28 protein-coding genes are annotated in these 22377 nt (G+C 33.2%); 18 read left to right on the plus strand and 10 right to left on the minus strand.

Translation table 11 applies throughout. The features are described from left to right. Positions 1-23 precede the first annotated feature (23 nt). Genes C5F47_RS04000 through C5F47_RS04010 form a run of 3 tightly spaced genes read right to left on the minus strand, consistent with a single transcriptional unit; the run spans position 24 to position 3498 of the window. Positions 24-953 (minus strand): type II secretion system F family protein, encoded by a 930-nt coding sequence (locus tag C5F47_RS04000; protein WP_179361601.1) that lies wholly within the window; start codon positions 951-953, stop codon positions 24-26. Between the two features lie 5 nt (positions 954-958). Continuing rightward, positions 959-1882, minus strand: a complete 924-nt coding sequence (locus C5F47_RS04005) for a type II secretion system F family protein (RefSeq protein WP_179361602.1) — start codon at positions 1880-1882, stop codon at positions 959-961. Then, positions 1879-3498: a type II/IV secretion system ATPase subunit gene (locus tag C5F47_RS04010; RefSeq protein WP_179361603.1), complete on the minus strand. Its 1620-nt coding sequence runs from the start codon at positions 3496-3498 to the stop codon at positions 1879-1881. Before C5F47_RS04010 ends, C5F47_RS04005 begins: the two co-directional genes overlap by 4 nt. A gap of 137 nt (positions 3499-3635) precedes the next feature. Between C5F47_RS04010 and C5F47_RS04015 the strand changes: the two genes are divergently transcribed. The 6 genes from C5F47_RS04015 to C5F47_RS04040 all read left to right on the plus strand — a co-directional run bounded on the left by C5F47_RS04015 (position 3636) and on the right by C5F47_RS04040 (position 11377). Then, positions 3636-4847 (plus strand): TackOD1 domain-containing metal-binding protein, encoded by a 1212-nt coding sequence (locus tag C5F47_RS04015; protein ID WP_179361604.1) that lies wholly within the window; start codon positions 3636-3638, stop codon positions 4845-4847. Next, the gene (locus tag C5F47_RS04020; protein ID WP_246271196.1) at positions 4844-5374 is read left to right on the plus strand and encodes a hypothetical protein; all 531 of its coding nucleotides are present in this window, start codon (positions 4844-4846) and stop codon (positions 5372-5374) included. Before C5F47_RS04015 ends, C5F47_RS04020 begins: the two co-directional genes overlap by 4 nt. A gap of 9 nt (positions 5375-5383) precedes the next feature. Further along, complete coding sequence (locus tag C5F47_RS04025; RefSeq protein WP_179361605.1) at positions 5384-6067, plus strand: hypothetical protein; 684 nt, start codon at positions 5384-5386, stop codon at positions 6065-6067. Further along, entirely contained in the window at positions 6067-7851 is a 1785-nt protein-coding gene (locus C5F47_RS04030; protein ID WP_179361606.1) for a hypothetical protein, read from the plus strand. Before C5F47_RS04025 ends, C5F47_RS04030 begins: the two co-directional genes overlap by 1 nt. A 102-nt stretch (positions 7852-7953) precedes the next feature. After that, positions 7954-8604, plus strand: a complete 651-nt coding sequence (locus C5F47_RS04035) for an archaellin/type IV pilin N-terminal domain-containing protein (protein WP_179361607.1) — start codon at positions 7954-7956, stop codon at positions 8602-8604. Between the two features lie 61 nt (positions 8605-8665). Further along, entirely contained in the window at positions 8666-11377 is a 2712-nt protein-coding gene (locus C5F47_RS04040; RefSeq protein WP_179361608.1) for a hypothetical protein, read from the plus strand. Here the strand turns inward: C5F47_RS04040 and C5F47_RS04045 are convergent. Then, positions 11374-11583, minus strand: coding sequence for a hypothetical protein (locus tag C5F47_RS04045; protein ID WP_179361609.1), 210 nt, complete (start codon positions 11581-11583; stop codon positions 11374-11376). The genes C5F47_RS04040 and C5F47_RS04045 overlap by 4 nt on opposite strands. Before the next feature lie 84 nt (positions 11584-11667). Here C5F47_RS04045 and C5F47_RS04050 point away from each other — a divergent pair, with 84 nt between their 5' ends. The 6 genes from C5F47_RS04050 to C5F47_RS04075 all read left to right on the plus strand — a co-directional run bounded on the left by C5F47_RS04050 (position 11668) and on the right by C5F47_RS04075 (position 14840). Further along, complete coding sequence (locus tag C5F47_RS04050; protein ID WP_179361610.1) at positions 11668-12552, plus strand: prenyltransferase; 885 nt, start codon at positions 11668-11670, stop codon at positions 12550-12552. Between the two features lie 38 nt (positions 12553-12590). Then, the gene (locus tag C5F47_RS04055; protein WP_179361611.1) at positions 12591-13691 is read left to right on the plus strand and encodes an aldo/keto reductase; all 1101 of its coding nucleotides are present in this window, start codon (positions 12591-12593) and stop codon (positions 13689-13691) included. A 71-nt stretch (positions 13692-13762) separates the two neighbouring features. Beyond that, positions 13763-14128 carry a DUF6659 family protein gene (locus C5F47_RS04060; protein ID WP_179361612.1) on the plus strand — a complete coding sequence of 122 codons (366 nt, stop codon included), beginning with the start codon at positions 13763-13765 and terminating at the stop codon, positions 14126-14128. A 69-nt stretch (positions 14129-14197) separates the two neighbouring features. Then, a complete protein-coding gene (locus C5F47_RS04065; RefSeq protein WP_179361613.1) occupies positions 14198-14389 on the plus strand; it encodes a hypothetical protein in 192 nt (63 codons plus the stop codon). Beyond that, positions 14386-14640 (plus strand): hypothetical protein, encoded by a 255-nt coding sequence (locus C5F47_RS04070; RefSeq protein WP_179361614.1) that lies wholly within the window; start codon positions 14386-14388, stop codon positions 14638-14640. Before C5F47_RS04065 ends, C5F47_RS04070 begins: the two co-directional genes overlap by 4 nt. Before the next feature lie 53 nt (positions 14641-14693). Beyond that, on the plus strand, positions 14694-14840 hold the full coding sequence (locus C5F47_RS04075; RefSeq protein WP_179361615.1) for a YHS domain-containing protein: 147 nt from the start codon (positions 14694-14696) through the stop codon (positions 14838-14840). Here C5F47_RS04075 and C5F47_RS04080 read toward each other — a convergent pair. Next, on the minus strand, positions 14837-15781 hold the full coding sequence (locus C5F47_RS04080) for an asparagine synthase C-terminal domain-containing protein (RefSeq protein ID WP_179361777.1): 945 nt from the start codon (positions 15779-15781) through the stop codon (positions 14837-14839). The two genes, C5F47_RS04075 and C5F47_RS04080, sit on opposite strands and share 4 nt — an antisense overlap. Positions 15782-15889: 108 nt before the next feature. Between C5F47_RS04080 and C5F47_RS04085 the strand changes: the two genes are divergently transcribed. Next, positions 15890-16306, plus strand: coding sequence for a transcriptional regulator (locus tag C5F47_RS04085; RefSeq protein ID WP_179361616.1), 417 nt, complete (start codon positions 15890-15892; stop codon positions 16304-16306). Here the strand turns inward: C5F47_RS04085 and C5F47_RS04090 are convergent. After that, entirely contained in the window at positions 16303-16617 is a 315-nt protein-coding gene (locus tag C5F47_RS04090) for an AlbA family DNA/RNA-binding protein (RefSeq protein ID WP_179361617.1), read from the minus strand. The two genes, C5F47_RS04085 and C5F47_RS04090, sit on opposite strands and share 4 nt — an antisense overlap. 122 nt (positions 16618-16739) lie before the next feature. Then, positions 16740-17273 (minus strand): DNA-directed RNA polymerase subunit K, encoded by a 534-nt coding sequence (locus C5F47_RS04095; protein WP_179361618.1) that lies wholly within the window; start codon positions 17271-17273, stop codon positions 16740-16742. Between the two features lie 13 nt (positions 17274-17286). Here C5F47_RS04095 and C5F47_RS04100 point away from each other — a divergent pair, with 13 nt between their 5' ends. Then, positions 17287-17673 (plus strand): cyclophilin-like fold protein, encoded by a 387-nt coding sequence (locus tag C5F47_RS04100; protein ID WP_179361619.1) that lies wholly within the window; start codon positions 17287-17289, stop codon positions 17671-17673. Here C5F47_RS04100 and C5F47_RS04105 read toward each other — a convergent pair. Further along, positions 17655-17960 (minus strand): MarR family transcriptional regulator, encoded by a 306-nt coding sequence (locus tag C5F47_RS04105; RefSeq protein ID WP_179361620.1) that lies wholly within the window; start codon positions 17958-17960, stop codon positions 17655-17657. The genes C5F47_RS04100 and C5F47_RS04105 overlap by 19 nt on opposite strands. Positions 17961-18083: 123 nt before the next feature. Here C5F47_RS04105 and C5F47_RS04110 point away from each other — a divergent pair, with 123 nt between their 5' ends. After that, positions 18084-18296 (plus strand): hypothetical protein, encoded by a 213-nt coding sequence (locus C5F47_RS04110; RefSeq protein ID WP_179361621.1) that lies wholly within the window; start codon positions 18084-18086, stop codon positions 18294-18296. Here the strand turns inward: C5F47_RS04110 and C5F47_RS04115 are convergent. Next, positions 18293-19378 carry a homospermidine biosynthesis protein gene (locus C5F47_RS04115; RefSeq protein ID WP_179361622.1) on the minus strand — a complete coding sequence of 362 codons (1086 nt, stop codon included), beginning with the start codon at positions 19376-19378 and terminating at the stop codon, positions 18293-18295. The genes C5F47_RS04110 and C5F47_RS04115 overlap by 4 nt on opposite strands. 48 nt (positions 19379-19426) lie before the next feature. Between C5F47_RS04115 and C5F47_RS04120 the strand changes: the two genes are divergently transcribed. From C5F47_RS04120 to C5F47_RS04130, 3 genes are all read left to right on the plus strand, one after another. Further along, positions 19427-20728, plus strand: a complete 1302-nt coding sequence (locus tag C5F47_RS04120; protein ID WP_246271218.1) for a dicarboxylate/amino acid:cation symporter — start codon at positions 19427-19429, stop codon at positions 20726-20728. Positions 20729-20775: 47 nt separating this feature from the next. Beyond that, positions 20776-21108: a hypothetical protein gene (locus tag C5F47_RS04125; RefSeq protein WP_179361623.1), complete on the plus strand. Its 333-nt coding sequence runs from the start codon at positions 20776-20778 to the stop codon at positions 21106-21108. A 112-nt stretch (positions 21109-21220) separates the two neighbouring features. Continuing rightward, a complete protein-coding gene (locus C5F47_RS04130) occupies positions 21221-21847 on the plus strand; it encodes a hypothetical protein (RefSeq protein ID WP_179361624.1) in 627 nt (208 codons plus the stop codon). Positions 21848-21879: 32 nt separating this feature from the next. On the opposite strand, the gene C5F47_RS04135 is transcribed toward C5F47_RS04130, so the two are convergent. Then, positions 21880-22377, minus strand: coding sequence for a pentapeptide repeat-containing protein (locus C5F47_RS04135; protein WP_179361625.1), 498 nt, complete (start codon positions 22375-22377; stop codon positions 21880-21882).

A 22377-nucleotide genomic window follows, 5' to 3' on the forward strand; every position in this document is an offset into this window, starting at 1 on the left:
GGAATAAATGTCTGATTTGTATTTTACATTGGAATGTTAAATGCAATTACTGCGATGACAATCATGGCAACTACGTGTTTTGTTCCTGCAACATATGAGCCCGCTCCTATTTTTCCCGCCGCTAGACCTCCAAAGAGTGCCTCGATGATTGCCATGTTGAATAATGCTGATTCTAATTTTTCAATTTCCATACTTGCTAATGAACCAAACAGTCCTTCGGTTCCACTACCTGATGCAAGTAATCCTTCCTGAACTTTTTCAATTTCTGTAAAAAAGCTTGTAGTGAGTAAAACTGCAACTGCCAAAAATACTCCAAATGAAATGTAAATTGTGTAAGTGTAAGGAGCTAAAGCTGATTTTCTACTTTTTTCAATATTTTGCATTTCTGAAACATGTTTTTGAATCATCTCTAAATTTTCAGAAACATCGCCTCCAATTTTCATTGCCATTTCTAATAGTACTGTAACTCTTCTTGCAACTCTAGTTCCGGTTCTTTCAGCAAAATGCTCAAAAGCTTCCTCGATAGGTGTTCCCCAACTGATATTTGCCCTGAGATTTTTTAATTCTGGTGTCAATGCTCCTAAATTTCTGTCTCCTGCCTGCTCTATGGCCTTGATCAGATTTGCACCACTTTGAACGGAGCTTAGTAATGCCAACAAAAATACGGGCAGATTTCTATCAATGTTATCTTTTCTTTGAACTTCTTTTAATTGGTGAATTGTTAATGGAATTATTCCTACCATTATACCAAAGATTAATCCGACATCTCTAATTGTGGTGGAATCTGAATATTCAGAAAAATAGAAACTCATGGAAAGTACACTAATTGACGCAACTAGAGAAAATGTTATTGTCTTTAAAATATTATTTTGAAAGATGGATTGAGTTGGCTCTAATGTTTTGAACCTTTTTACACTCTTTCTTTTCCTTTCTTTTCTTTTTACTACTTCCATTTTTTCTACCTCTTTGGCACCATTGTATCCATCATCACAAGCATCAATACACCGCTAAGTGGAATTACTGCAAATGTCAGAATGTTCATCAATGTTAACAAATCAAATCCTGCTAGACTTGGACTCATGATGCCCATAATTGATAACATAATTACTGCAAGTAAAGGAAAAACAATTAGTAAAATCGTATAAATTTCTGCAACACTACCTAAAGATTCTGTAGTTTTTTGCATGAGCATCTTTTTTTCTTCAAGTTGAACTTTTGCAGTTGCATTGAAATATTCTTTGAGATCTCCTCCTGATTGAACTGTCACAATTGCCCCTTCGAGTAGTTCGGAATATGGCCCAGAAGGAGTCCTGTGGACTAGATCTTTGATAGCGCTAATCAAATCCATTCCTAAAATATCTATATTTCGTACGATGAATCTTGCATCTTTAACGATGTCTTCGTCTGTATCTTCTTTAGATATTGCTTTGAAAATTCCTTCCAAAGTTAGACCACTCGTGGCCAATGTTGACATGTATCCAATAAAATGAGGAATTTCTTCAATTAATTTTGCTGATCTATTTTTTACTCTGATGGCAGGAATCATTTGTAAAATGCCAAATGTCATTCCAAAAAGCATCAGTCCACTTAACAACGGAAGAAGCATTCCAACACTTGCTGGTTGTATGTTGATAAATTGAGCTGCAATGATGCCCATTATTGCCCCACATCCTCCTGCAATTAAACTAAAAAATACCATGCTTGACACATACACTTCAAATGGTATTGGCATCATTGCTTGTTTGATTGCTTTATCTAGAGAACTTAATTTTGGATGTAGAAATTTCACATGATCATTTAGTAACTTGTAGCTGTATACATGAAGCTGACCGACTGATTCTTCTTGTATTTTCTTTTTTTGTTTATTACTTGCTAGTTTCAAACTTGAACCTCTAATCTTTTTCTTTCATAGTATCTCTCTGGGTCAGCATAATAGTCCATGACATTTGATGATACTTCTTTATGATCTCGAATGTCATTTTTAACCATCCATTCTAAAGCTAATCTTCTTTTTGTTAATTCATAATTGATTTTTTCTTCTGTATCTCCATCTCTCTCTTTTAATTTTCTAAATAGAACACTGTTCCCTGCATAATCATGAGCATCAGTTTTTGGGTTCCATTTAAAAATTTCATGAGTTTTAATTTCTCCCGTGTTTTCATCAATACCATCAATTTCTGAAACTTGAATTACTCTTCTAAGCGATTTGTCACCTACTCTGATTTTTAATTGAAGTGTAATCAAATCAAGACTATTTGCAATTAGTGCTTTTGGAACATCCATTGGAGATGAAGTTAATCTTGTTAATGTAGCGTCAACTGAATCTGCGTGAATTGATGAAAAGCCACCGTGACCTGTTGCCATTGCTTGAAATAATGTATATGCTTCTCTTCCTCTTGTTTCTCCTACGATGATAATGTCTGGTCTTTGTCTTAGAGCTGCTCTTAGAAGATCAAATTGGTTAATTTCGCCTACTTGAGTATCTGTAAAATTTTGTCTTGAGACTGCTGGAATCCAGTTTTCATGAGGGAGATTAAGCTCTTGAGTATCTTCTATGCTGACTACTTTTTCTCCTGGTCTGATGAATGTGGCAAGTGCATTTAATGCAGTTGTTTTTCCACTTGCTGTTCCTCCTGCAACAAGCATGGTAGATTTTTTTTCAGCCAAATACCACATATAGGCTGCAATATCTATTGAAATTGTTCCAAATTTAATTAAATCAATCACTGTAATTGGGTCTGCTCTGAATCTTCTAATTGTAAAAGTACTTCCTCTTTTTGTAATTTCATGACCTAAAGTTAAGTTAATTCTACTTCCATTTGGCAGTGATGCATCAATAATTGGGTCTGCCATGGATACATGTTTTCCACAGACATATGCCATTTTTCTTGAAAAATTATTTAATTCTGATTCTTTTTCATAAATGATGTTTGTTGGCATCGATTCATGTTCTCTATGCCAAATGTATATTGGAATATTTGTTCCATCACAACTAATTTCTTCAATCATATGATCTCTCATCAATGGCTCGATTCTTCCAAGATGAACAAAGTCTCTTATAGCAAAATAATTTATTTTTGCTATATTTTTTGGTGGAATTTTTAATCTATATTTTTTAATCATTGATGATATTTTCTTTTTTAATCTTCGTTCCGCATCTTTCTTTGATTTTATGTCGTGTAGAGAAACAGTAAGCTCTGTCATGAGGAGTTTTTTAATAATTTCAAAGGCTTTCTGGTCTCTTTCTGAAAGTACTGGTTCAATTACTTGGTATCTTAAACCTCCTTTAGCTGTTGGATCTTTTATAATGCCTGCATGGATATCATTATTGTCCCAATCTAGTTTTGACAATGTCATGTATTGAGGGATTTTTATCTCATTATCCATTCCATTTGAAATATTTTTTGATATTTTTTTATCTAATTTGAGGTCTGGTTTTTTGACTGTTTGTATTTTTTGTATAACTGATAGGCCATCTTTTAAAATATTGAATTTCAATTTCGACTTTTTATGCACAAGATATGTGTTTTAACGCTTGTTCGTCCATTTGAACAACCTTTTCCTTTTACTCTTCAATGTGCTAAGAAATCTACCATGGTTAGTGATATTTTCATATCTTGTGAGGTGTTTATTTGATGTTTAGAAAAAAATCTATGCCTAATGATGAGAAATCAGGCTCAAAAATTGAACATAAAATGCCTGGGTTTGATAATATTTCATCTATTTTTAAAGGAAATTCAAAAAATGAATTAATCATAGAGGATTCTCTCATTGAAGAATCTCTTCCTATATCTGAAACTGATTTACCTAAACCCTCTAACAATAAAGCAGTACAATTAATTCAAGAAGTTCAAAAACTTGAAGATAGGACGATTAAACCCTTTGTTGATTATAACGAAGGTAGATTATTTTATCCAATTTTATCCAAGATTGGGGAAGTTCAAGATAACATTACATGTCTTGATGATTTAGTTGCTGATGGAATTTTAGAAAAAAAAGTTTATGAAAAATTGATTGTTTGCCCAATTCATCCAGATACCTTTTCATCTAGCATGCGACTGTATTGTCCAAAATGCCATTCTATGAGTGTAGAGAAATTAAATCTTTTTGAACACAAGAAATGTGGTTATATTACTGAGAGTGCAAATTTTGATTTTACTGATAGTGGTAATTCTAGTTGTCCTTCGTGTAACAAACTTATCAAAAATTTTGAAAAAGAAATACGTGTACCTGCAATGTGGTATCAATGTGATGATTGTTCAGAAAAATTTGATAACGCTGTAATTAAATTACATTGTAGAAAACATGAACATGATTTTGATACTAACTCTGGTCAGTTCGTAACTACATTTAGCTACAAATTGAAAAATTCTGAAATTTCAATTAACTCTGATACAAATCAAATTAAAGATGAATTGTTAAAATTATTAGAAGGATTCAATTTCACTGCAAAATTAAACATATCGATTAAAGGAAAAAGTGGAAATGTGCATGATATCCCAATATATGCAAAAAGTCAAACCAGTTCTGAATCAATCCTGATTTTTATCAAAAATCAAAATAATGGAATTGATCAAACTGACATGAATTCAATTCTTGTTCCAAAATTGGATATTGATCCAACTCATACTGTATTGGTAACTGTATCTGGCATTAATGATGGGGTTGAAAATCTTGCAAAACATTATGGCATACATCTAATTTCAGAGCCTGATTTCTCACAGATTCTTACTAGGGTGGAAGAATTTGTTTCTGAATGGTATTCTCAAAATCATTCCAAACCTGCTAGTTCATCCTTTGAATCTCTAGTATCTGATTTAAAATCAAAAAAGGGTGGAAAAAAGTGAAAAATGTCTTCTCATTCATGCCTGTAAAAAATCGACGTGCTGTCAGTCAAGTTATTGGCAGTGTTGTAATTCTTGGCATTGTCAGTTCTGTAGGTTCAGTGATTTTGTTTAATGGTATGGATAGCATTAGTGCATTTACCTATGACCTTTCTTTTCATGAAAAATCTAAAAATCAAATTCATCGAGAAGATGTGATTTTTGAACATGTTAGATTTGAACCTCTTACTGATAATATGGAAATAGATTTGGCAAATATTGGTACTGTCGAATCCACTATCACCAATATCACTATTCTAAAAATTGACACACAAGAAATAATTGCAGAATGGGTTGATGTAAATGAATCTGTTGCAATAAAAGACAATCAAAAAATTATTCTTGATTTATCTGATGATTCTGATATTATTCTTTCAATCGGTTCCAATACTTGGGATGATCCATATTATGTTAATTCAGAGTATAAAATATCATTAACAACTTCAAAAGGTAACTTCATCACAACAGTTGCAAGTCCATATAATACATAGGAAATTTAAATGATGTCAAAAAATATTGAAAAGAAAAAGAAATCTCGTTTAAAGACTAGACGTGGAGTTGCAGATGTAATTAGTACTATGATGTTGATGGCTGTTACTGTTACTGGTGCAAGCACATTAACTTATTTTATGAATGATGCATTTGTATCTGGTAATCTTGGAACTGTTTCTACTCTTGAATCCTCATCACTAAATTTACTTCTTTTAGGATATGATACTAGAGATTCATTTGATTTACTGACATTATCTGAAGTAGACAATTTAACAAATTCTTATTTATGTAGGTTATCTTGTAGTGGAAATTCTGATACTATTCCAGCACTTGGCGGAACTGAATTTATTGTAATACAAATTCAAAATAACGGCCTAAATTCAATATTTTTGGAAGATGTATTCATTAGCGGTGAACGATATTCATGGGACCCTACTACAACTGGTTCTACACTAAATTTACTTGGTGGTGAATTTCCTCGCGATGGAATGTATTCAATTTTAGAAACAGGAAATAATCCTAATCAACACACTGATAATATTGAAATTGAAAATGGCAAGATTGTTAATGTTCTAATAAAACTTGATTCAACTAACCCTGACATTCAACTAAACAAAGGACTTCCCATATTGCTCAATACAGGTGGTACTCATCCTGTTGAATTCCTTATTGAATCTGGTGATGCTCGATAATGGTTAACAAATTCCCTTTTTCACCGAAAAATAGGCGTGGATTATCCTCTGTTGTAGGTGCTTTATTTTTCACTGTTTTAATGATTGCTGGATTTTCTGTATTGAGTTTAGCTTTGGATGCACAAACTGATATTGTAACAACTCAAAGAATTGTTTCAGATATTGAAATAAAAAAACAACAGGAAACTTTTGGAGTTTTTGCATCTACTGATGCAAATGATATCTTAAATCTTAGTATCAACAATCAAGGTCAAAATCCTGTTGAAATTTCTAGTATATGGATTACAAACAAAACATTACCTACTCAACCTACACAAAGATACACAATAAATTACGATGATGCATTTGTTCCTCCTAATTTTGTTACAAATGTTGTTTCGACTCAGACATTAGAAATGATTCCAGACACCTATGATATCAAAATTGTTTCTGCATTAGGAACAATCAAAACAGTTGAAATGGATAATAATGGTGGTGCTACTTCTGATTTACGTGTTGAATTAATTACGGATCCCCCTGATCCTGTAATTGGAAAAAATGTTACAGTTGCATTGATGGCTACTAATACTGGTCTTGTTGATACTATTTACAACGTACAACCTTACAATTTTGACTTTAGTGCACCTGGTGGAGTTGTTGTCACTCCTGATCCTCTTTCCAACCCTCCTTCCACCCCTGCATTTGCTAATCTTAATCCTGGAGCATCTGTATTGTTTAGTTGGGATTTCCAAATAACTGGTGATAGTGGAGATGAACTAACTTTTTCATCTGCTGCAACTGGAGATGGTGTTGGAAGTAGTAACACTGCTTCAGATACAAGTCTCTTAAGATTGGCAGGTGAAGGTGGCGGTACTCCTGATCCTGATATTGTAAATGATGATTTACTTGCACGACCTCAGATGTTTTTTATTATTCCTTCTTCTCAGGGAAAATCTACTGCTGATCAAGCTATTTGGGGAGTTAATGTTGTAAATCCTGTTAATGCCCCTATGAAAGTGAGTAAAATTGTAATTACTGCATTTGCTCCTGGTGCAAACAATAATGATAAAATATTTGATGGTTCTTGTGATACAAATCCAATTTATCCTGTAACTGGCCCTGATTCTAATTGGACTTGTCCTAATGAAAATGCAATAATGTGGAAAAGTTCTACTCCTATAACGATTCCTGAAAATTCTACACAGGCTTTTTTGCTCAAAATTGAGCCTGGAAAACCTAGCGGCTCTTCATCTTTGGAATCTATAGTTGTTCAAGGTTCTGTATTTACTGATTTTGGTTCCTTTGGAAAATCTGGCTACCAATCTACCATGTCTGGAACGACGTCATCGCTCGTTAATGTATTTTTGACTGATAACATTTCTAATCCTCGACTTGATGCCAATATTGAATCTACACGTATAGGAATATCTCCTAATAGTGTCCAAACTTTTGATATGATTTTTGCTGATATGGATGATGATGAAGATACTTACGTCAATACTGGTGCACAATTGATCATTAATGTCCCAAAAGATTGGACAGAAGTTTCAGTTGTTAGTGATAATGGATTTGTGGGTACTCCTTTAGTAACTCAATTTGGTGACGGTTCCCATCAAATTGTTGGAATCACTGATGATCTCTTAGGTGATGGTGATAATGTGGCAGATAGAATTACTTTTACTGCACGTGCTCCCAATATCACAGAAGATGAACTTTTTATAATGTATGTGTTGGCTCAAGGAAGCACTGATTCAAATTTCTCTATAGGCCCATTAAATGAAATTGTATTACAAGTTGATGGTTAATTTTTTGTTCATTTTCATACACATACGCACACCCTATCCAATTGTAGTCCATTTTGAACAAAGATCTCTTTAACACCTTTTTTAATTCTAAGAAATTCAGAAATGACAAAACTACAGTCAAAACAAAACAAATTGACTTCAAGAAGAGCAGTTGCTCCAGTTATCGCAACACTTCTTTTGGTAGCAATCGCAGTCGTTGGTGGAAGTATTGTCTTTGTGTTCTCACAAGGATTCTTTAGTTCCGCACAAATCAGTGGTGCCCCAACAATTGAGTCACTCCAAATTAATGGATATGACGCAACTGATGTGACTAACCTACAATTACACGATGGTGGTTTAATTGATCAACAAGCAACTCCAAATGTATTCTCTGGTGCTGCAAATGATGGTCTTTTGACCGGTGAAAGAGTTGCAATCTTTGTAACAAACCAAGGTGTTTCACAAGCAGCATTAACTGAAGTACGATTTGCAGGTAGTGTATACACATATGCAACCGCAGCAACATTAGATGACTTTGCAGCCAACACATGGTTAGATGCAAATGAGTTTACAATTCTTGAAAGAGGAGTTGCATTAGGTGTTGCAGATGTATCACAAAACCCAACTGCTATCCTACAACCAGGTCAACAAGCTACACTTCTACTTGAATTGGAACAAGACGTTTCATTTGGTAGAGATGCACAAATCAAACTAACTACAGCTAATGGTGCTGTGTTTGTTGGAACTGTCGTAGCTGGACAACTAAGTGGATAACTCCACCCTTTTTTCATTTTTATGAAAAATCAACGGAGTAAAATGAAAAATGGAGAAAAAAATGAACACAAAAAAACCAACCATCATACTACTTGCGTTAACATTACTTTTAGCTGGAAATTTACATACTGCTGCGGCACAAAACTTGGAAGCGTTATCTGATTATTCAATTAAACTTGCAATATCTCCAGATCATTTGGAGAGTGGAATGGCTGAACATCCAGTTGGTTATCTCTATGTTCTAAGTAAACATGGTGTTCCAATAACCTCTACATATGATGTACCAGTTAGTCTAAACTCCGATGATCCTTCAGTTGCTTCAGTTCCAAAAAAAGCAATTTTAAAAGCAAATGAAGAATATGTTTCCTTTCCTGTAATTACTGGTGAAAAATCTGGTAAAACTACCATCACTGCTAGTTTAAACGGTAAAACAACATTTCAAAAAATCGAAGTAGGGACAGATGAAAGTCATCTTCCTGATGATTTAATTTTAGAATTGAATTTACCAACATCTGAAATGCATGTAAACTCTGAAATGCCTTTTTCAGTATATCTTACAACTATGGATGGTGTGATAGTTAGGGCTCCAAATGATGTTGAGATTTTACTAGATCATGAGGAATCCTTAGCATCTCCTAATTCTGAAATTTTGACAATAAAGCAAGGACAATACTATGCTTGGGGTGTATTGTCTGCTCATGAAAGAACAGGAAATACCTTTTTGCGGGCAATACAAGAAGATTCTGGACTAGATGTTGCAAAGAGTGTAAAAATTTCTTCTACATTGCCAACTGCAATCAAATTATCTATATTTCCCGAACTTGTTCCAGCAGAGATTGATAGACAATTAAATATTTTTGTAACTGTTGTAGATTCTGAAGGCAATCCTACAAAAACTCCTGATGATATTCCATTAGAATTCTTTTCTAGTGAACAATACCCAATTGGTGAAACTTTGGCTGATTTTGGAAAATCTGAAAAACCAGTGATTGAGAAAGGCCAATTTGGTTATTTGCTTCAAGAAAAATTTAGCTTACAAAATTTACTTGAAAATGATATTTTGATTGGTGTAACATCTCCTGGATATGGTACGGCAACTGATACTTTTAGAACTGTTGGAACTTCAATAGAGGGTATCAATAATATAAAAAAATCTATGAATCATGTATTTGATTATGGGTTTGACATAAAAAATTATGAACATACAGTTGGAGTTTATGGGCTAACACACATTCCAAGTAACTCATCTGCATATTTTACATATCAATTATCTGTAATCGAAGATGACGATGATGATGATGGAACTCGTCCTGATGGTTCACCTATAACAATTCATCCCGAATGTGCCGAAGAAACTGATGAGAGTGGTGGTTCTGATGATGATGTGGAGAGTAATGCAAATTTAGATTTTGAGGATAGAACTTTGTACTCTGTTGATTGCATGGATGATGAAATGCTTTATCCTATTCAAGCAGAAGAAAATCAATACAGTGATGGCTATGTTCAACAAATTTCTATAACTTCTAGTGATGCTGATTTGGCAAAAATTACAGATGGTGGAAAAATAACTAGTTCATATTCTTTTGGAACTACTGAAATTTCGACTGGACAAAAAACAGGACCTGTCACCATTTCCACTTCGGTAAATGGTGTTGGAACTGGCTCGTTTACCACTAATGTGATAAACACATTGGAGCAAAAAGAGGTTAGGATATTTTCTCCTACTGGGGAAGATAGTTTAATTTTTGATCGAGATGGATTCTTTGATGTATTTTTAATTGCACTTGATGGAAATGAGAGACCTAAAGTGATGAAGGAAACTGAAAAATATTTAGTTACTCCTACCAACGGTCTTGTTGAAATTGAAAAAGGTGCAACCTTTACTTTTACTCAATTACGTAGTGATACATTTGATGTTGCAATAGAGGAAACCCGTGTAACTCTAAATGTGGAGCCAATTGGCGAGAAAACAAATTTTGATTTAAAGGGAACTAAAACATTCATCACACAGCCTTCTTCTAAAATACAAGTAACCTTACCTTTATCAAAAATAAATTCTGAACATACTCAGAACATAGGAATTATTCAGTTGGTTGATTTACAAGGAAATCCCGTAATCCCAAAACTTCCAGTTAAATCCAAAATCACATCCTCTGTAGATTCTATTGTACAAATAATTGATGATTCTATAATTCCTACGGGTACATCATATGCTACATTCCCAATTAAAACAACTGGGTCTATTGGTAATTCTATGATTTCTGCAAGTGCTAAGGGTGTAAATGGAACATCAAATTTGATTACTACTGCATCTTCTCAAACTCAATTACAAATATTCACAGGTGGATTAGCTAGTGAAATTAAAGTTGATGAACCTTTTGAGTTTAGGTTATTTGTAGATGATGAAAATGCTGATTCAGTTTCTGGTGCATCTCTAAAAATTATAACAGGTGATGATGCAATAATCACCCCAGAAGTTGTACGAACAAGTTCTGATGGAAGTGCCATTGTTAGTTTAACTGCATTTGAAGGACCAGATATTTCATTTGAAATTATTGCTACTGCAGAAGGTTATGCTGAAGGAAAAGATTCTTTCACCGTCAATGTTGATGCCCCAGAAAAAGTATTTGATGCTATAGATCTAGAATTACCTGAGTGGATGATTTACATTGTGATAGGTGGAATTCTACTGGTTGGTGTAATTGTATTCATGTTCTTACGAAAATCAAAAACTGATTTAGAAGAAGAATGGGAAGAGGAAGAAGAGCTCTAATTATTATCTAGTCTTTTCTTATCTCTACATATTCCGCAAAGATATTTTTTTTTAAATTCTTTAATTTCTATTTCAAATTCCTTAGTTTGAGAATATTTCTCTCCAGTTTTTAGCCCTCCTGGAACTTGTTTTCCACAGTTTGTGCAGTAAATTTCAGCCTGAATTTTAATCATTTTTTCATTATCTGAAATTTTCCCTATTCTCATAATCTCTACTCATTCAATTTTATTATAAACAAGTTTTATTTGTAATCTCATGAATATTATATTGAAAAAGAATCTTAGTTTTTAATGCTATCCGTTTGGCTTAGGGTGATACGTGTTAGATTCCTTCTAGCCTCTGTAATTGCAGTTTCAGTAGGGCTTTCATTAAATTGGTGGCAAAATTCATCATTTGAACTATTTGAAGCAGTATTGACTTTTGCAGGAGTTATGGCTCTACATGCAAGTGTCGATTTACTAAATGATTTTTGGGATTTTAAAAGAGGAATTGATACAAAAACCACAAGAACAAAAATGAGTGGTGGAACTGGTGTTTTGCCTGAGGGTTTACTTAAACCATCTTCTGTTTATCGTGCTGGTATTGCATTTTTAATTATTGGAACTGTGATTGGTGGATATTTTGTAATTACAGATGGTATTATCATTGCAATAATTTTGGGATTTGCAATTCTATCTATCTATTTCTACTCTACAAAAATTGTTGATTCTGGTCTAGGTGAATTTTTTGTTGCTGTGAAAGGATCAATGATTGTCATTGGTACATTTTTCATTCAATCTGGAGAGATAACTTTTGAATCCATTCTTGCAGGGATAGTTGTGGGTTCTTTATCTTCACTAGTTCTTTTCATTGCATCTTTTCCAGATCATGATGCAGATAAATCTAAAGGAAGAAAAACATTGGTTATTGCATTAGGAAAACATAAAGCTGCAAAATGTTTTTGGATTTTCCCACTGGTGTCTTATTTGGCTATTCTCATTGGAGTTTCTACTGATGTATTTCCTGTTTTTTCATTGATTAGTTTTCTGAGTATCCCTTTAATGATAAAATCTGGTTTAGGTTTACAAAAAAATTATGATTCTATTGAGAATCTTGTTCCATACATGTCATCTACACTGATGTTTGGAAGAATTACTGGTGCTCTGTTTGTAATTGGATTTTTAATTGATTTTTAGCACTCTAAACATAAATTTAGCATCATATGAGAACCTTCATGATTTCTGGATGTGCTAGCGTTGAGGGTACTGAAAAATTTGCTCAAAATTCAGGCGTAAATAAAGAAAACTTTAAGATATTTGCAAATTTATCTTTGTCAAATATTGGCATTGGAACTTATCTGGGTGAACCTGATGCAAAAACTGATGAATTAGTTACTAGTGCAGTAAAACAATCTGTTTTATCTGGAATTAATGTAATTGACACTGCAATCAATTATCGATCTCAAAAAGCAGAGCGTTCTGTTGGAAAGGCTATTGCTGAATTAATTCAAGATGGAAAAATTTCACGTGATCAAATCTTCATTAGTTCTAAAAATGGATATGTTACAAATGATGCTGATGTTGATCTAGGTTTTTGGGAATACGTAAAAGAAGAATATTCTAAAAAAGGTGTGATTCAAGAAGGAGATGTTACATCCGGTTATCATTGTATGACTATTCCATATCTATCTGATCAATTAGATAGAAGTTTGAAAAATCTTAATGTTGAATGCTTAGATTTACTCTATCTTCACAATGCTGTTGAGGGACAAATTAAAGATGTATCAAAAGAAAAATTTTTAGAAAATCTAAAATCTGTTTTTAAATTATATGAAGAAAAACGAAAAGAAGGAAAAATAAAATTTTATGGAATGGCAACTTGGGAGTGTTTTAGAGTTGCACCTGATAATCCTCAATATCTTTCACTTGAAGAAACAGTAAACATGGCAAAAGAAATTGGTGGTGAAAATCATGGGTTTAGATTTATTCAATTACCTTACAACATGAATTATGATCAAGCGTTACTTTCAAAAACTCAAATCCTTGGAACCGAAAATGTTTCTGTATTGGAAGCTGCAGTTAGATTGGGAGTTGGGGTATTCACTAGTGTTCCTTTCATGCAGGGAAGATTGTTGTCTCCGGGAGTAATGCCTGAGTTTGATGAATTAAAACCATCGTCACGTGCTTTACAGTTTATTCGTTCGACTCCTGGGGTTATTGCTCCTTTGGTTGGGCAAAAATCCTCTGAACATGTTTCAGAAAATCTTGAAGTGATGACTATTCCTCCGATGTCTGAGGATGAATTTCTTTTATTGGTCAAAAAATTGACTTCTTGATTTGATTGTTGTCAGCCTCAAAAATTTGTATAAAGATAATAAATGAGTGATATTTAGTGTGACTTAGTAATTTGTCTGCAAAAATTTATGATTATACCAAAATCTGTGATTCTATACTGGCTGTTGATCCTAAAATTAGATTCGCTGGTGTGATTAACGAACGTGGTCGTCTAGTTGCAGGTGGCATGAAAGAAAATGTCGAACCTTTGGAAAGTGAAAAAGATGACGAAATGATTTTCATGGAACTAGCTTTACGTGTTAAAATGAGAAAAGAGTTTGATAAGCAACTAGGGCAAGTAAATTTTGCTATGGCCTCTAGAGAAAGAGCACTAGCAATTAGTGTAATAATCAATGATGACATTTTGTATGTTGTAGCCGAACCTGACTCTGATTATGGCATACTCCCAAAGAAAATTATTGAAATAATTCAATCTTAAATTGATCGGGTTTCCACTTTTGGGACTTTATGATCTTCTTAATTAATGATAAAATATCAAATCGATCACATGAATTATTCGAAACTTGATTTTGATTATTTTGCAATATCTGAATTAACTAAAGAGATTGGTTCAATTGTACAAAATTCATTAGATGCTGGAAATACTGATTTGTCCTCGTCTGACGTTGAACATATTTTGAAAATCACCTCTGATGTAACATGTAAGATAAAATCTCAACCTGAGGAATTAACCGTATGAATCAGTGCAATGATAGACATGAATCAATATACAAAATAAAATACAAACCCACAAAGCTTGGCGGAATTACGAGTGAATGGTTAGTTTGTGAAAATTGTTTTGGTAAGAAAGAATTTTTTGGTGAAGCAGAAGAAATTGAATCAATAATATCTCTACGTAATCATAATGAAATTAGGCTGGAAATTAATCATCTATCAATCCTGACTAATACAGTAACAAAAAAACTCAAAAAAATTCTATTGCTTAATTAGCTCGCTGATTCTATTTACTGAATCTATAAATAGAAATTAAGAGAGGAAAATTTGTGCCAGTAGATCCTGTATGTGGAATTGAATTTGATGAAGATTTAGCAGTTATTCATGAACATGATGGAAAAAAATTCTATTTTTGTTGTAATGGCTGTAGACGTATTTTTATCAAAAAACCTAGAAAATACAAAAATAATGTTTAGATTGGGAAAGCCCCGCACATTCTACAAAACTTTGATGTACCTACATGGTGCTTGCAATATGGGCATAACTCATCTGATTTAGTATCTGCTGGAGATCCAAACAACTTCTTGAAAATTTCATAATAATGCATTGATTCTCTACTCCTAATTACCACTCCGTCTGTTTTTTCAACTGTCAATTTCTTTTCAACATATTTTTCTTCTCCTATGATTGATTCAAACAAATTGGTCAATCCTGCAGTTCCTGAACCATCTTGCATTGGTGATTTATCTCTCCAAGCAATCTGTTGTGGAATATTTTTTTCAAAAGTTTTACGCAATATCCACTTCCCATGTCGTTTTCCATTCTCTTCTTTAACTTTGAATTTGACCGGAATATCTTCAGCAATTTTTATTACTCTTTCATTAAGAAATGGTGATTCAACAGTTATTCCTAAGGCATTTCCAATTTTTTGGGTTGGAAAATGCATAACTGAACATATTCTTTTAATTTCTTTTTCTAATTCTTCTTCTGATTTGTTGACTAGGAAACTATATCCTGCAAATAATTCATCAGCCCCGTCTCCGGTAATGATTGATTTTTCTCCATTGTCTTTTGCCCATTTCATTGCAAGGTACATGACTACATTGTTTCTAATTTCTATGTCATTGAAATTTTTTAAGATTTTGATTGTTTTTTCTACTGCTTCAAGAATCTCTGCAGTTTTGACATTGAAAATTGTTAATGGTAATCCTAAATCTTTTGAAATCATTTGACAATATGTTAAATCTGTAGATACGAAATCTTCTGCAATAACTGCAATTGCTTTAGGCTTTTTTTGCTTTAACAAATACGCTATAATGGAACTATCTAGGCCTCCTGACAATGAAATTAAATTTGATGTGCATTCCTTACATGATTCCTCTAAAGCAGTGTACAGATTTTGAGAATATTCTTCCAACACAATCAATCTAATTTTGAAATTAAAATAGATATGCCTAAAGAGGCTCAGAAAATTGTATTGATGACATTGCAAACTTTAAATTCGTTATCAAATTCTTGAGGGGTAATGCTACTTCCTGCTGAAATAGAATCTAAAACTCTAATTCCTGCTTTACGTGCAATTCTTGCCAAAAAGCTTGCCGAAGATCATAATATTAGAGAAGATGAAATTTCTAAAATGCTTGGAGTAACACAAGCTGCTATTAGCAATTATATCCGTGGTACTAGAGGTGACCCTTCTTTGATTGCTAAACTGTTAGCAGAAAAACAAGTTGCAATTATGATTGATGAATTAAGCGATAACCTCTCTTCTGATATGGCATACACTCCTTCTAGTCTTTCCAAATTCATTGGTTTGTGTAATTATATCAAATCAAGTCTGCTAATTTGTGAGATTCATCATAATTTGGAATCCAACATTGATGAACAAGTATGCAAAGAATGTGAAAATATGCTTTTAAAAGGTCCTGGAAGCGTTTACTAGATTTTAATTAATATAATTTCTATTGTTGATGTCATATTTCCAATTCCTGCAGCAGCTACTGTATCCAAATTAATTTTTTGAACTTTAGAATTACCTTTTAACATTTTTTCGGTAATGATATTTGCCACTGCAACTGCATTTGGAATTGAATTTCCTTTTGATTTTAAAATTATTTTATTTTTTTTGCCTAAAAATGTCAATACATCTAGTGCAGATTCCATTACAGGATAGTTTCCAATTTGTATCGTGGTATCTTCAGACTTTTCGGTCTGCTCTTGACCACTCGGTTCGATTGTCTCGTCCATGAGCATTATTCAATATCTAGAAATTTTATGTTCTTTTAAGTTTTATCGACGATAGGTTCATGCCAATTACTCCATATTCAATTTATTTTAGGATTATGAACAACGGATAATTTTTTGTTTGTTATTGATTATTTCTCAAAATAATCAATTGGAATATTTTGATAATCTCCATTTGGTAATACTCTTCTAATTGTGATTGGAATTACTCTTTCCTCTAATTCTTCCATGGATATGTCTAGTGAAATTCTTGCTGATTTTGGAATTGGAATAAATGGTGGTGCTCCTAATGATAATTGTAATGCTCTTGCTCCCATAATTCTTGCTTTTTCAAATCTAGTTAATGTTGGTGGTCCAATTGTGATTTTGTTTTTTTCACAAGGGATTTCTACTGGATCGTGCTCTTCAATTTTTTCTACGACTTCTCTATTTTCAATTTCTTTAATTCTTTTTTCTAAACTGTCTTGTTCTTTTTCAGTTAATGGTTCAACAAGATCTTTTCTATCGATTAATTTTCGATATGTATCTAATGCTTTGTTTAATCCTGCGTTTTCTTCTATTTCTGCATCAAGCTCCTCTTCAGGTTGTGGTGCTTCAATGATTGCAGGATCTTCAACTTTAGACAAGTAAGAAAATTTCCTTAAAACGTTATATAATCTAATCATTTTAAAGTACGAATTGAGCACATCTTCAGTCTCCCGAAAACAACTAGTTTTAGAAATTCGAGGAAAAGCAAAACTTTCATGTGATCTTAAACGACATCTATCTCCTAGAACTGTTGGAACTATCATGAGATCTTTACCCTTAGAGGGACATGCTCATTTGTTGGGAAAAAGTATTTTGTATTTTGAAACAAGTGTTGATAGCGGGATTGAAAGATCTAGGACTGAATTCAAAAAAGGTGATGTTGCTTACTTACCATCCTCTGGAAGTGTTTGTTTTTTTCTAAATGATGCAGTCTTTACAAAAGCAATGACTCCAATAGGTAGGTTAACTGAAAATATTGATGCATTAAAGGATGTTAAATCTGGAGATGTATTTTGTATCTATGAAGAAACTGATTGATACAAATGATGGCCTGAATATCCGCCAACTTTTTTCACAACCCCTTTGGTTGTAGATTCTTTAAGAAATGCATTTGCTGCAGAAATTTTTACTCCTGTTTGTCTTGCAAGATCTTGAACCGTGATAACTTTGGAATTTTGAATTATTTTTAATGCTTGAGCTTCGTTTACCTTTACAACTATCTCTGCTTTCTTTGGTCCGCCTTCACCCTTGTCTTTCTTTTTCTTTGTGTCTTTAGAACCACCTGATTTGTCTTTGTTTGTTGTAGGTTTCTTTGCTCCGGCCATAAATTAGGAAAAAAATATTCCTCTTATAAACGATGAATCTATCTTTTTTTAATATTATTTATCGTTATTTGAAAACTAGAAAAATATTTTCAAGTATAAATAACATCTTGATTACTATTGAATATGGGAATAGTATCCAAAGGTGCAAAATGCAATTTTGAAGGCTGTGATCAAGATGGTGCACGTTCTCTTAATACAAGTAAAGTTGAAAATGCTGGTTTGCGAGTAAATTCAACTGGTAAAAAAACTGTTCTTTGCAAGGAACATTACAAAGAATACAAGAAGGAATCTAAAGATGATCGTGATCTTGAACGTGCACGATTTGACAAGTTTTAGTTTTTCTTTTTTATTTTGTTATCTGGGTTCTTGAAATAATCTTCACTGAGACTTGAATACAATCCATTTAATTTCTTGTACAGTCTTTTTGGCTTTCTTGTTTTTTGATTACTTAGTACGTATAATGCAAGAATTGGAAATGCTATAGTTGCATCTGCATAAACTGTGACCATTCCATTATGCGCATCCTGAACTTTTCCCCAACTCTTTCCTTCTTGTAATGTTGCACCTGATAGTCCACCTGTATCTGGACGTGCATCTGTGATTTGAATAATGTAATCCTGACCTCCATCATCTCGTTTTAATATTTGATCTAATAGAGGACCTGTTTGCTGTGCTGTATTTTTTGGAACCCCTCCTCCTAATTCTAAAATGCCTGATTTTTTTGAACCATATAGAATTGCAGCTTGTTCTATGATTTCTCGTACAAAATCCAAATTGTATGTTTTATCTTGTAATCTATGAACGGCTAAATTTAGTGCAAGTGATGAATCTTTCATAGTTGAAATGTACACTGGTACATCATAATCGTATGCAGTTGTAATGAAACTTTTTTCAGGATGCTTTGATTTTTCTTTACTTAATTTTCCCATTAAATTACAAAATTCTGCAGTTGTAAATGGCTTGTCTGGAAAATCTTCTCCGAACATTTTTTGAACTAATTCATCTTGTGCCTCTAATGTTTCATGAAATTTGATGTAAACATCTCTGATTCTGACAATTTCGTTTTCATACAATTTCATATCGTCTACATTGAAACTTCCTTGTTTGACTGGTAATCCCCATGCAAAATGATCCTCATGATACACATTTGCCCCTGTTGTTACAATCCAATCCACAAATCCTTTCTCTATGAGAGTTTTGATTATTCCTCCAAATCCCACGGGTGTCATTGCCCCAGAAACTGTAAGACAAATTGTTGCATCTTCTTCAATCATTTTTGCATAAAGTTTTGCTGCATCTCCTAGTTGTCTTCCATTGTATCCTGAACTTGCAAATACATTGACCAAGTCTTCTATGGTCATTTTTGGATCTAATTTTATGTGAGGAATATCCTTACCATGAAATTCATGTGGATCCATGTTTGAAAAACTAATTTTTTAGTAAATAATACTATCGAATCCTTTTTGATGGATGTTGAAAATCTAAGAATATCTCAAATGACGTTAAAAAATTATATTTTTAAAAATTTGTGGCTACAAGTTGTTTTATCTTTAATCATAGGGCTTTGTGTAGGGTTAATTTTAGGTGATGATGTAGGTGTTGGGTTAGATGATGATTCTTTAGATTCTTTATCATCATATCTAAAAATCCCTGCCAACATATTTTTGAGTGTAATTTTGATGATAATAGTCCCATTGATCTTTGCATCAATTGTTGTTGCTATTGCTAATTTGGGTGCAAAAGAAAAACTAAAAACTCTGGGGTTGGGCATTGGTGTTTATTTTGTTATTACTACCACAATTGCAATTCTCATTGCAATCACTCTTGCATCAATTATTGCTCCTGGAAGTATTCTTGATCTTACTGCGCTTCAAGAATCACATGATCTTTCTGAGGAAGATTTGAAAGTTACAGAAGGTTTTTCATTAGATGATATTCCTGAAGTGGTATCAAACATTATTCCACGAAATCCGATTGTTTCTTATCTTGAAGGACAAATGTTTAGCATTTTGATAATGGCTCTAATTGTTGGTTTGTCGATGGCGGCTCTTCCAAAAGATTCCGTTAAACCTTTACTTGATTTACTAGAATCTATTCAAAAAATTACGTTATACATTCTACTCATGGCTATGAAGATTGTACCCTTTGCCGTTTTTGGTTTAATTGTAGGTATGGTTGCCACAGTAGGAATTGGAACAATGGTTGGACTTGGAGTATACATGGTCACCGTAGTTTTGGGACTTGGAGCTATGTTGTTGGTATATGCAATGTTCATAAAGTTTGTAGCAAAAAGATCATTTTCTTCTACATTTTCTAAATTCCGCAATCCTCAAACATTGGCTTTCTCAACTGCAAGTTCAATGGCAACAATGCCAATGACACTAAAGACTGCTGAGGATGATCTAAAATTAGATCCTCGTGTTTCAAAATTTGTGATTCCTCTAGGAACAACTGTGAATATGGATGGTACTGCTCTGTATCAAGTAATTGCCGTCTTCTTTTTGGCACAACTCTTTGCAATTGAATTGAGTATGCTCTCTATACTTGTGATAATTGTTACTTCTCTTTTGGCATCTATTGGAACTCCTGCTGTTCCGGGAGCTGGAACAATTGTTTTATCTACAATTTTAATAACTGTAGGAATTCCCCCTGTTGGAATCTTACTATTGCTGTCTGTGGATAGAATATTGGATATGATTAGAACTATGGTGAATGTCACTGGAGATCTTACCGCGTCTTGCGTATTTGATAAAATAACGCGAGATTAAGATTTTTGTGTTATTACTTATTTAGGAATGATTCTAAATAATACAGAATGAATATTGTAGATTTACATGATCCTAAGCGAGTAGATAAGATTCCTGATGATGTGGAGGTTTTACTTTCAGATGGAAATTTTATTCAAGATGAATTTAAAATTTCTAGAGTTGAATTACGACTTTACAATGAAAAAACTGATAATCAATTAGGTATTTTTTCATTGATTACATCTTTTGTTGAAACTGATAGATGTTCTATAGAAATGATTTATGATGAAGGGTTTCGTGGAGAAAATTCTCTTTTGAGGGCAAGTGAATTTCTTAAATCTAATTTAGGAATTTCTGGTTTAATTTTACGTTCAGTAATTGCATTACGAGAAAAATCTTAATTTTATTTCAGGCTCGTTTTGAAATTATCTGTAATTTCATTTTCTGACACAGAGAATCAATACTGATAATTTCTGCTTGTTCCTTAAGTATTATTTTTCATTTTTTCCCTCTATGAAACAAACCAGTAAAAAACATTCATTGCTTTTTGCACTACCTGTGTTGGCAGTACTTGTTTTTGGTTCAATAGGAACAACTAATGTATTTGCAGAAGATGCAAACAATGGTTTTATCCCTACTACCGTTTCATCAGTGACTACTGATACATTATCTGATGTAGCAGTAGAATCTCCAGATAGACAAGCCGAAGTAAAATTTGATGGTAAAACTAGTGGCTGGGCAATTGTTGCCGGTCAGGCATTCCCTTCAAGTATAGCACTTGATGGTAAAGCAGTTCATCAAAATAATGGTGTTTGGAAAGTAAAATCAACTGCAGAAATTTCTGTAGGTGATAGAGAAAACATCGAATTGGATTTGAAAGGCAAAGCAGTCAATGGAAAACTTAGACTACATGGTACAGGAACCTTAGATGGTGGCGATACTTTTAGAATTATTCTAAGAGGACATTATGCCCCTGTTGCTGATTCTCCTGGTACCTTTATCCTTGACTTCTCCACTGCTAAAGTCCAAAACATGGAAAACGGTTTGAGAATACCGCTATTTCAACATGGTCCAATCACTGTTGAACCTGTAGTCTCAACTGTAGATGATTTAGTAACTGATTCAAACGTAGAGGAATAATTCCTTTCTTTTTCTTTTTTTAAAATAATTTTTTACCATGAATTGCCTTGTTTCTTTAATTCTTCTTTTGTAATTTTTGATAATGTATCTAATGTATGGGAATCATAATTTGCATTTGATAAATCTGCTTCATTTAGAATTGCCCCTTCAAAATTTGCATGTCTAAGATTTACTCCGCTTAGATTTGCTTGACTAAAATCAACACTTCGTAAATCTGTATAAAATAAATCAGCACCTTTCAAATCAGCTCCTCGCAAATCAGCTCCGTACAATTCTGCATCCCATAATTTTGCATTTGATAAATCCACCCCTCTCATGTCAGCTCCTCTTAATTTAACATAGAATAGAATTGCTCCGCTTAAATCAGCCCCAGAAAGATCCGTACAACTCAAATCTGCATTGTGAATATCTCTGTTTTTGAGGTTTACTCCTTTCATGTTGGAGTCTGATAAATCCCTGCCAATCAATTCTTCATATTCAAAATTTACTTTTGAAAGATTTCTCTTTCGAAAAACATCTGATGGTTCCAT

It is taken from the genome of Nitrosopumilus cobalaminigenes (assembly GCF_013407145.1).
Classification (GTDB): Archaea; Thermoproteota; Nitrososphaeria; order Nitrososphaerales; family Nitrosopumilaceae; genus Nitrosopumilus; species Nitrosopumilus cobalaminigenes.